We start from the raw sequence: 7,193 nt of genomic DNA, 5'->3' as shown, positions 1-7,193 counted from the left end.
TGAGCGGGGTGATCAGAACCCGATCCCATCTCGAACTCGGCCGTTAACCGCCCCAGCGCCTATGGTACTGTGTCTCAAGACACGGGAGAGTCGGTCACCGCCAGACCTGCCAAGCACGTCACACGTTCCCTCATCGCGACAACACCCTGGCGCGGGGTGGAGCAGCCCGGTAGCTCGTCAGGCTCATAACCTGAAGGTCACAGGTTCAAATCCTGTCCCCGCAACCAACCAACGTGAAAGCTCGTCAGGTCATCCTGGCGGGCTTTTTCGCGTTCGGGCCGACAAAGCGCCGCGTCCCCGGCATGGTCGCCCCCGCCGGACGGCGGGGGAGAGGAGTTCAGCGCAAGGCGAAGCCGTCGTAGCCCTGCGCCGCGACGCGCTCGCAGATGCCGCGGTAATGCGCCATGCCGCCGGCATAGGGCATGAACACCCGCGGCTTGCCCGGCACGTTGGCGCCCAGGTACCACGAGCTGCTCGCCATCGGCAGCAGCGTCGCCGAGGCCGCCCGGTCGACCTCGGCGCCCCACGACTCCGCGGCCTCCGCCTTCGCCTCGATCCGGTCGAGCCCGCGCTCGCGCAGGTGCGCGATGCAGGCGGCGATCCATTCGGCGTGCTGCTCGATCGCCACCGGCATGTTGGTCAGCACCGAGGGACTGCCCGGCCCGGTCATGGTGAACAGGTTCGGGAAGCCCGGCACCTGCAAGCCGAGATAGCTCTTCGGTCCCGCCGCCCACACGTCCTTCAGCCTGACGTCGTCGCGTCCGCGGATGTCGAGGTTGAGCAAGGGGCCGGTGAGGGCGTCGAAGCCGGTGGCGAACACGATCACGTCGAGCGGGTAGGTCGCGTCGACGGTGCGCACGCCCTCCGGCACGATCGCCTCGATCGGCGCCTTCTTCAGGTCGACGAGGGTGACGTTCGGGCGGTTGAAGGTCTCGAAGTAGTGCGTGTCGATCGGCGGGCGCTTGGTCGCGAACAGGTGGTCGCGCGGCGTCAGCGCTTCCGCGGTCTCAGGATCCGCCACGATGCTGCGGATCTTGGCACGGATGAATTCCGAGGCGGTCTCGTTGGCGTCCCGGTCGAGCATGATGTCGCGGAAGGCGGCGCGGAAGCGCAGGCCTCCCCGCTCCCAGGCCGCCTCGTAGATCGCCTGCCGCTCCTGCGGCGACACGTCGAAGGCGGAGCGGTCGTGGAAGTCGAACGGGTGGCCGTTCGGCGTCGCGCGGGCCTTGGCGCGCAAATCCGACGAATTCTCGCGGACCCAGGCCTTGAACCCGTCGTCCATCGGGCCGTTGCGGGCCGGCACGCTGTAATTGGCGGTGCGCTGGAACACCGTGAGGTGGGCCGCCTCGGCGGCAATGACCGGCGTCGCCTGGATGCCGGTCGAGCCGGTGCCGATCAGCCCGACGCGCTTGCCCGAGAAGTCGACGCCCTCATGCGGCCAGCGGCCGGTATGGAACCACGCGCCCGAGAAGGTCTCGAGGCCGGGGATCGCCGGCACGTTGGCACTCGACAGGCAGCCGACGGCGGTGATCAGGAACTGCGCCTCGAACCGCTCGCCGGTCTCGGTGGTGACCGTCCAGAGGTTGGCGGCTTCGTCGTAGGCCGCACCGGCGACGCGGGTGTTCAGCTGGATGTCGCGCCGCAAGGAGAACCGGTCGGCGACGTGGTCGAGGTAACGGCGGATCTCGCCGTGCTCGGGGTAGCGCTCGGTCCACTCCCACTCGTCCTCGAGTTCGCGCGAGAACGAGTAGGAATAATAGTAGCTCTCGGAGTCGCAGCGCGCCCCGGGATAGCGGTTCCAGTACCAGGTGCCGCCGATGCCCTCGGCCGCCTCCAGCACCCGCACCGACAGGCCGAGCCGGTCGCGCAGCAGGTGCAGCTGGTACAGGCCGGAGAATCCGGCCCCGACGACGATCGCGTCGAATCGCCGGGGACCGGCCTCGTGTGGCTCTCTCATGGCGTCGGCCTCTCCCTGTCCGGGTGCCGTGGCGCCTCTCGGCGCCCGGCTCCGTGATTGTCCGGCGCCCGCGGGTCATGGCGTGGCCGCGGGGCCTCGATCCGGCGAGGCTAGCAAGCGCCCGGCACCGCGACCACGCGCCATCAGCGCGCGCCACCCATGAGGAGAGATCAGGCCGGCTCTCGAGGGGGGCCGCGTCCTCCCCGGGCTCGTCCGGCGGGCGGCGGGTCTGGCCCGCCGCCCTTCAACCGTCAGACGCCGCGGTCGCTGCGGCGCAGGCTCTCGGGCGTCGCGAAGAGCAGGAGCCCGGCCGCGACGAGGCAGAGGCAGCCGATGCCGTAGAGCGCCGGGGTGGTGGAGCCGGTGAGGTCCTTGACCCAGCCGACCATGACCGGGCTGACGATGCCGCCGAACTGGCCGAGCGTGTTGATGAGCGCGATGCCGCCCGCCGCGCCGACGCCGGTGACGAGCTTCGCCGGCAGGGTCCAGAAGGTCGGGATCGACGCGACGATGCCGGAGCCGAGAAGGGCGAGCGCGATCATCAAGGGCACGATCTGCTTGTCGAACAGGCCGGCGAGGAAGAAGCCGATCGCAGCCGCGACGGCGAGGCCGGCGACGAATTTCGGCCGCTCGCCCGAGGCGTCCGACAGGCGCCCGATGACGATCATGCTGATCGCGCCGCAGATGTAAGGGATGGCCGTCAGGAACCCGACCGAGGCCGCGGTCCCGCCGGTCGCGGTCTTGATCAGGTCCGGCCCCCAGAAGTTCAGGCCGTAGGAGCCGACCTGCAATAGGAAGTATACGAAGGCGATGAGCAGGAAGCCCGGCTGCTTGATCGCCCCCCAGAGCGAATGGTCGCCGATGTCGCGGTTGTGGTGGGCGATGCGCGAGGACAGGAGGTCCTTCTCTTGCGCCGACAGCCAGCGCGCATCCGCGATGCGGTCGTCGAGGCGGCTGAGCACCAGGGCGCCAAGGATCAGGCAGGGCAGGCCGCCGGCGAGGAAGAGCCACTGCCAGCCGGCGAGGCCCGCCACGCCGTTGAGCCCGCCGAGGATCAGGCCGGCCACCGGTGCGCCGACGATGCCGGCGAAGGCCGAGGCGACGAACATGAACGAGGTGATGCGGCCGCGGAACGAGGCCGGGAACCACAGGGTGAGGTAATAGAGGATGCCCGGGGCGAAGCCGGCCTCCATCGCGCCGATCAGGAAGCGCAGGACGTAGAAGTGCCACTCGGTGCGGATGAAGATCATCAGCGCGGTGGCGATGCCCCACGAGATCATGATCCGGGCGATCCAGCGCCGCGCGCCGACCCGGTAGAGCGCGAGGTTCGAGGGCACCTCGAAGATCACGTAGCCGACGACGAACATGCTGGCGCCCAGCCCATAGGCGACGTTGCTGAAGCCGAGGTCACTCTGGAGCTGGAACTTGGCGAAGCTGATGTTGATGCGGTCGAAGAACGCGAACAGGTAGCAGATCATGATGAGCGGCATCAGCCGCCAGGCGACCTTGCGAACGACGGCCGCCTCGGTGAGGGCGTCCGAGCCGGCGAGCGGGCCGGCGGTGGCGATGGCCATGGGGTTTCCTCCGGACATGCAGAGACGTCGCCCGCGATGCGGGCAGGGCAAAGACGTCGCCCGCAATGCGGGCATGGGGGCGCCTGCGCCCGGGGATGCGGGCGGGGCAGGGTTCGGTGCGGTGGGATGGACCGTGGCCGCCTTCTCCCGGGCGGCTCGCGGGCCGGTGGTCAGGCCGCCTTGAGCGGCGGAGCCTGGTGCAGGTCGAGCGGCCGGCCGGCCTTGGCGACCTGGCCCGGCACGTCGTGGCCGACGAGGCGGGGCAGGTCGCGGGAGAGGGCGATGAGCGCGTCGAGGTCGAGGCCGGTCGAGAGCCCCATCTCCTCGGCCATGCTGACCAGGTCCTCGGTGCAGATGTTGCCGGTCGCACCCGGCGCGAACGGGCAACCGCCCAGGCCGCCCAGCGCCGCGTCGAACCGGCGCGCGCCGGCCTCGAAGGCCGCGAGCACGTTGGCGAGGCCGCAGCCGCGGGTGTTGTGGAAGTGCAGCGTCAGGCGCTCGGGCCCGACGAGCGGCAGCACCCGGGCGACGAGGCGGGCGACCTGGCGCGGGTTGGCCATGCCGGTGGTGTCCGCGAGCGTCACGCCGTCCACCCCGAGGGCGAGGTAGCGCTCGACCTGAGCCACCACCTTGTCCTCGGGCTCGGGCCCCTCGAACGGGCAGCCGAAGGCGGTCGCGGCGGTGGCGTTGACGCTGACCTCCCCCCGCGCCGTCTCCATGATGGCGGAGAAGCCCCGGATCGAGGCGTCGGGCGTCATGCCCATGTTGGCGCGGTTGTGGGTCTCGCTCACCGAGGCGACGAGGTTGATCTCGTCGGCCTTGGCCGCCAGCGCCCGCTCGGCGCCCTTCGGGTTCGGCACGAGGGCGACGTAGGTCGTGCCCGGGCGGCGGGCGATACCGGAAAACACCTCGGCCGCGTCGGCGAGCGCCGGCACCGCCTTCGGCGAGACGAAGGACGAGACCTCGATGCGGGAAAAGCCCGCGGTCGAGAGCGCGTCGATCAGCCGGATCTTTTCGGGCGTCGGCACGAAGGCCGGCTCGATCTGGAAGCCGTCGCGGGTCGCGACCTCCTGGACGATGATGGGGTCCTGGCCGCTCCGGCTCACGCGACGGCTCCCTTCTGGCGCAGCGACGAGATCGCGGCCTCGTCGAAGCCGAGATCGGACAGGACCGAATCGGTGTGTGCACCGAGCGCCGGGCCCTGCCAGCGCACGGTGCCGGGGGTCTCGGAGAGCTTCGGCACGATGCCGGGCATCTTCACTTTGGTGTCGCCCGGAAGCTCGGCCTGCAGGATCATGTCGCGGGCGAGGTAGTGCGGGTCGGTGACGATGTCGGCGACCGAGTAGATCCGGCCGGCCGGGACCTCGGCGCGGTCGAGCACCTCCAGCGCCTCGGTCACGGTCTGGCTCTTCGTCCAGTCGGTGATGACGGAATCCAGCATCGCGGCCTGTTTCGAGCGGCCCTCGTTGTTGCGGAAATCCGGGTTCTCGGCGAGGTCGGGCCGGCCGATCGCCGCCATGAAGCGGCGGAAGATCGGGTCGCTGTTGCCCGCGATGACGACAAAGCCGCCGTCCTTCGTCGGGTAGGTGTTCGAGGGCGTGATGCCGGGCAGCGCGCCGCCGGTGCGGGTGCGGACCTCGCCGAGCAGGTCGTATTCCGGCACCAGGCTCTCCATGACGTTGAACACGCTCTCGACGAGCGAGACGTCGATGACCTGGCCGGCCCCCTGGCCGGTCTTGACCCGCAGGAGCGCCATCAGCGCGCCGATCACGCCGTGGAGCGAAGCGAGCGTGTCGCCGATGCTGACGCCGACGCGGGCGGGCGGGGTGGTCGGATCGCCGGTGGTGAAGCGGATGCCGCCCATCGATTCGCCGATGGCGCCGAAGCCGGGCCGGTCGCGGTAGGGCCCGGTCTGGCCGTAGCCGGAGATGCGGACCATCACGAGGTTCGGGTTGAGGCCCGAGAGCACGTCCCAGCCGAGGCCGAGCTTCTCCAGGCCGCCGGGGCGAAAATTCTCGACGACGACGTCGGCGCTCTCGGCGAGCTGCTTGACGACCGCGAGGCCTTCCGGCGACTTCAGGTTGACGGCGATCGACTTCTTGTTGCGCGATTGCAGGTACCACCAGAGCGAGGTGCCCTCGTGCATCTTGCGCCACTTGCGCAAGGGATCGCCCTCGCCGGGCGGCTCGACCTTGATCACCTCGGCGCCGAACTCCGCCATCAGGCGGGTGGCGAAGGGCGCGGCGATGAGCTGGCCGAGTTCCAGAACGCGAATGCCCGCGAGCGGTCCGCTCATGGCATTTCCTCCATCAGGCTTGATTGTGCCTCTCTATACTGGAGGAGGGCGGGGACGATCCAACCGTATCTCGCGAGCGACCGTTCGCGTGCGGAGAACGCAAGGACCGGGAACGCAGGATCAGGTCGCGGGACCTTGCGACAGGTGCGCGACGAGGAGCCCGGCGGCGGGCGAGAGCGTGCCGGGCCGCGTCACGATGATGAGTTCGCGTGCGGCCCACGGGTCGACGAGCGGGACCGCCGCGAGCTGCATCGCGCCGCCGATCAGGCCGAAGACCTGCTCCGGCACCACGCCGAGGCCCATGTCGGCCTGGACCATGCGGCAGACCGCGTCGAAGCCCGGCACGTGCACCCGCAGGCGCAAGGGTCTGCCGAGGCGTTGCGCCTCGGCCCGGACGCTGTCGTGGATCGAGCTCTGGGCGTGCAGGCCGATGAAGTCGTAGCCGAGGGCGTCGGCGAAGGCGATGCTCGCGCGCGAGGCGAGCGGGTGCTCGCGCCGCATCACCAGGACGAGCCGGTCGCGCCGGTAGAGCGTGCTTTGCAGCTCGTGCGACGCGACGGAGCCGGAGCAGATGCCGATCTCGGCCGCGCCCTCGGCGACGCCGCGGATCACCCCGCCGCTCGGCCGCTCCTCCAGGTCGATCCTGATCGCGCCCTGCCGGGCCTGGAAGGCGCGCAGGTCCTCGGGCAGGAACTGCACGATCGCCGAGAGGTTGGCGAGCATCCGGACGATGCCGCGCACCCCCTTGGCGTGCTCGGCGAGTTCGAGCGCGATCTGCTCGGCGCTCGCCAGCATGCGGCGGGTATGGTGGAGCAGCGTCTCGCCGGCCGGCGTCGGGCGCATCCCCCGCGGCTCGCGGGTCAGCAGCTGGCTCCCCAAGGCCTGCTCCATCTCGGCCAGGCGCTTGCTCACGGCCGAGGGCGCGATCGCCGCACGCCGGGCCGCGCCGTTGAGCGTGCCCTCCTCGCAGATCGCCGCGAACAGCCGCAGCGTCTTGAGGTCGAGGCGGTTGAGGAGGCCGGAGGCGGGAGGCTCGTCGGGAATGGCCCGCTCTCCGCGAGGTTGGGGGGAATTGCGGCTCGCGCGAAGCGGATCGTAGGCGCCTTCGGGCCGGCGCGCCAACGCGTCGTCGGTCCCGGCACCTGCGGCAGATCAAGACCGTCCGGCGCGGCCCCTGGCCTCATCGAAGGCATGTCGGTCTCTCGCCTGCGCGAGGGCTCACGCCTCTTCGGCGACGACGACGCCAACCATCGATGAAGACCCGGTGTCGAGCCCGGCGGGCTGCAAAGACGACTGATCGTCAGCACCGATAAACGCGATGACGTGCCCCGTGAGGCCGGGAATCGATTGCGGCCGATTTACGGGG

The 7,193-nt window shown here is 70.4% G+C and carries 5 protein-coding genes, 1 tRNA gene and 1 rRNA gene; 2 read left to right on the top strand and 5 right to left on the bottom strand.

Translation table 11 applies throughout. The features are described 5' to 3' along the window. Together rrf and ACS5PV_RS26775 are read left to right on the top strand one after the other, a co-directional pair. Positions 1 to 106, top strand: a 5S ribosomal RNA gene (rrf, locus tag ACS5PV_RS26780); the annotation flags it as partial. Positions 107 to 150: 44 nt separating this feature from the next. Beyond that, positions 151 to 227: transfer RNA gene (locus ACS5PV_RS26775), tRNA-Met, on the top strand. A 110-nt stretch (positions 228 to 337) separates the two neighbouring features. Here the strand turns inward: ACS5PV_RS26775 and ACS5PV_RS26770 are convergent. The 5 genes from ACS5PV_RS26770 to ACS5PV_RS26750 all read right to left on the bottom strand — a co-directional run bounded on the left by ACS5PV_RS26770 (position 338) and on the right by ACS5PV_RS26750 (position 6,871). Beyond that, positions 338 to 1,957, bottom strand: a complete 1,620-nt coding sequence (locus ACS5PV_RS26770; protein WP_455398372.1) for a flavin-containing monooxygenase — start codon at positions 1,955 to 1,957, stop codon at positions 338 to 340. Positions 1,958 to 2,208: 251 nt separating this feature from the next. Then, positions 2,209 to 3,531 carry an MFS transporter gene (locus ACS5PV_RS26765; protein ID WP_455398371.1) on the bottom strand — a complete coding sequence of 441 codons (1,323 nt, stop codon included), beginning with the start codon at positions 3,529 to 3,531 and terminating at the stop codon, positions 2,209 to 2,211. Between the two features lie 170 nt (positions 3,532 to 3,701). Beyond that, positions 3,702 to 4,637, bottom strand: coding sequence for a hydroxymethylglutaryl-CoA lyase (locus ACS5PV_RS26760; protein WP_455398370.1), 936 nt, complete (start codon positions 4,635 to 4,637; stop codon positions 3,702 to 3,704). After that, a complete protein-coding gene (locus ACS5PV_RS26755) occupies positions 4,634 to 5,827 on the bottom strand; it encodes a CaiB/BaiF CoA transferase family protein (RefSeq protein WP_455398369.1) in 1,194 nt (397 codons plus the stop codon). Before ACS5PV_RS26755 ends, ACS5PV_RS26760 begins: the two co-directional genes overlap by 4 nt. Before the next feature lie 120 nt (positions 5,828 to 5,947). Then, positions 5,948 to 6,871, bottom strand: a complete 924-nt coding sequence (locus ACS5PV_RS26750; RefSeq protein ID WP_455398380.1) for a LysR family transcriptional regulator — start codon at positions 6,869 to 6,871, stop codon at positions 5,948 to 5,950. Positions 6,872 to 7,193: the final 322 nt, after the last annotated feature.

This window comes from Methylobacterium sp. Gmos1 (genome assembly GCF_053764715.1).
The sequence above is the reverse complement of the archived record's forward strand: the minus strand, read 5'-3'. Positions and strand labels throughout refer to the sequence as shown.

Bases quoted from the DNA above. Each gene is read 5' to 3' on its own strand.
- ACS5PV_RS26755 (WP_455398369.1), bottom strand. From the start codon at position 5,827: ATGAGCGGACCGCTCGCGGGCATTCGCGTTCTGGAACTCGGCCAGCTC.
- ACS5PV_RS26765 (WP_455398371.1), bottom strand. From the start codon at position 3,531: ATGGCCATCGCCACCGCCGGCCCGCTCGCCGGCTCGGACGCCCTCACC.
- ACS5PV_RS26770 (WP_455398372.1), bottom strand. From the start codon at position 1,957: ATGAGAGAGCCACACGAGGCCGGTCCCCGGCGATTCGACGCGATCGTC.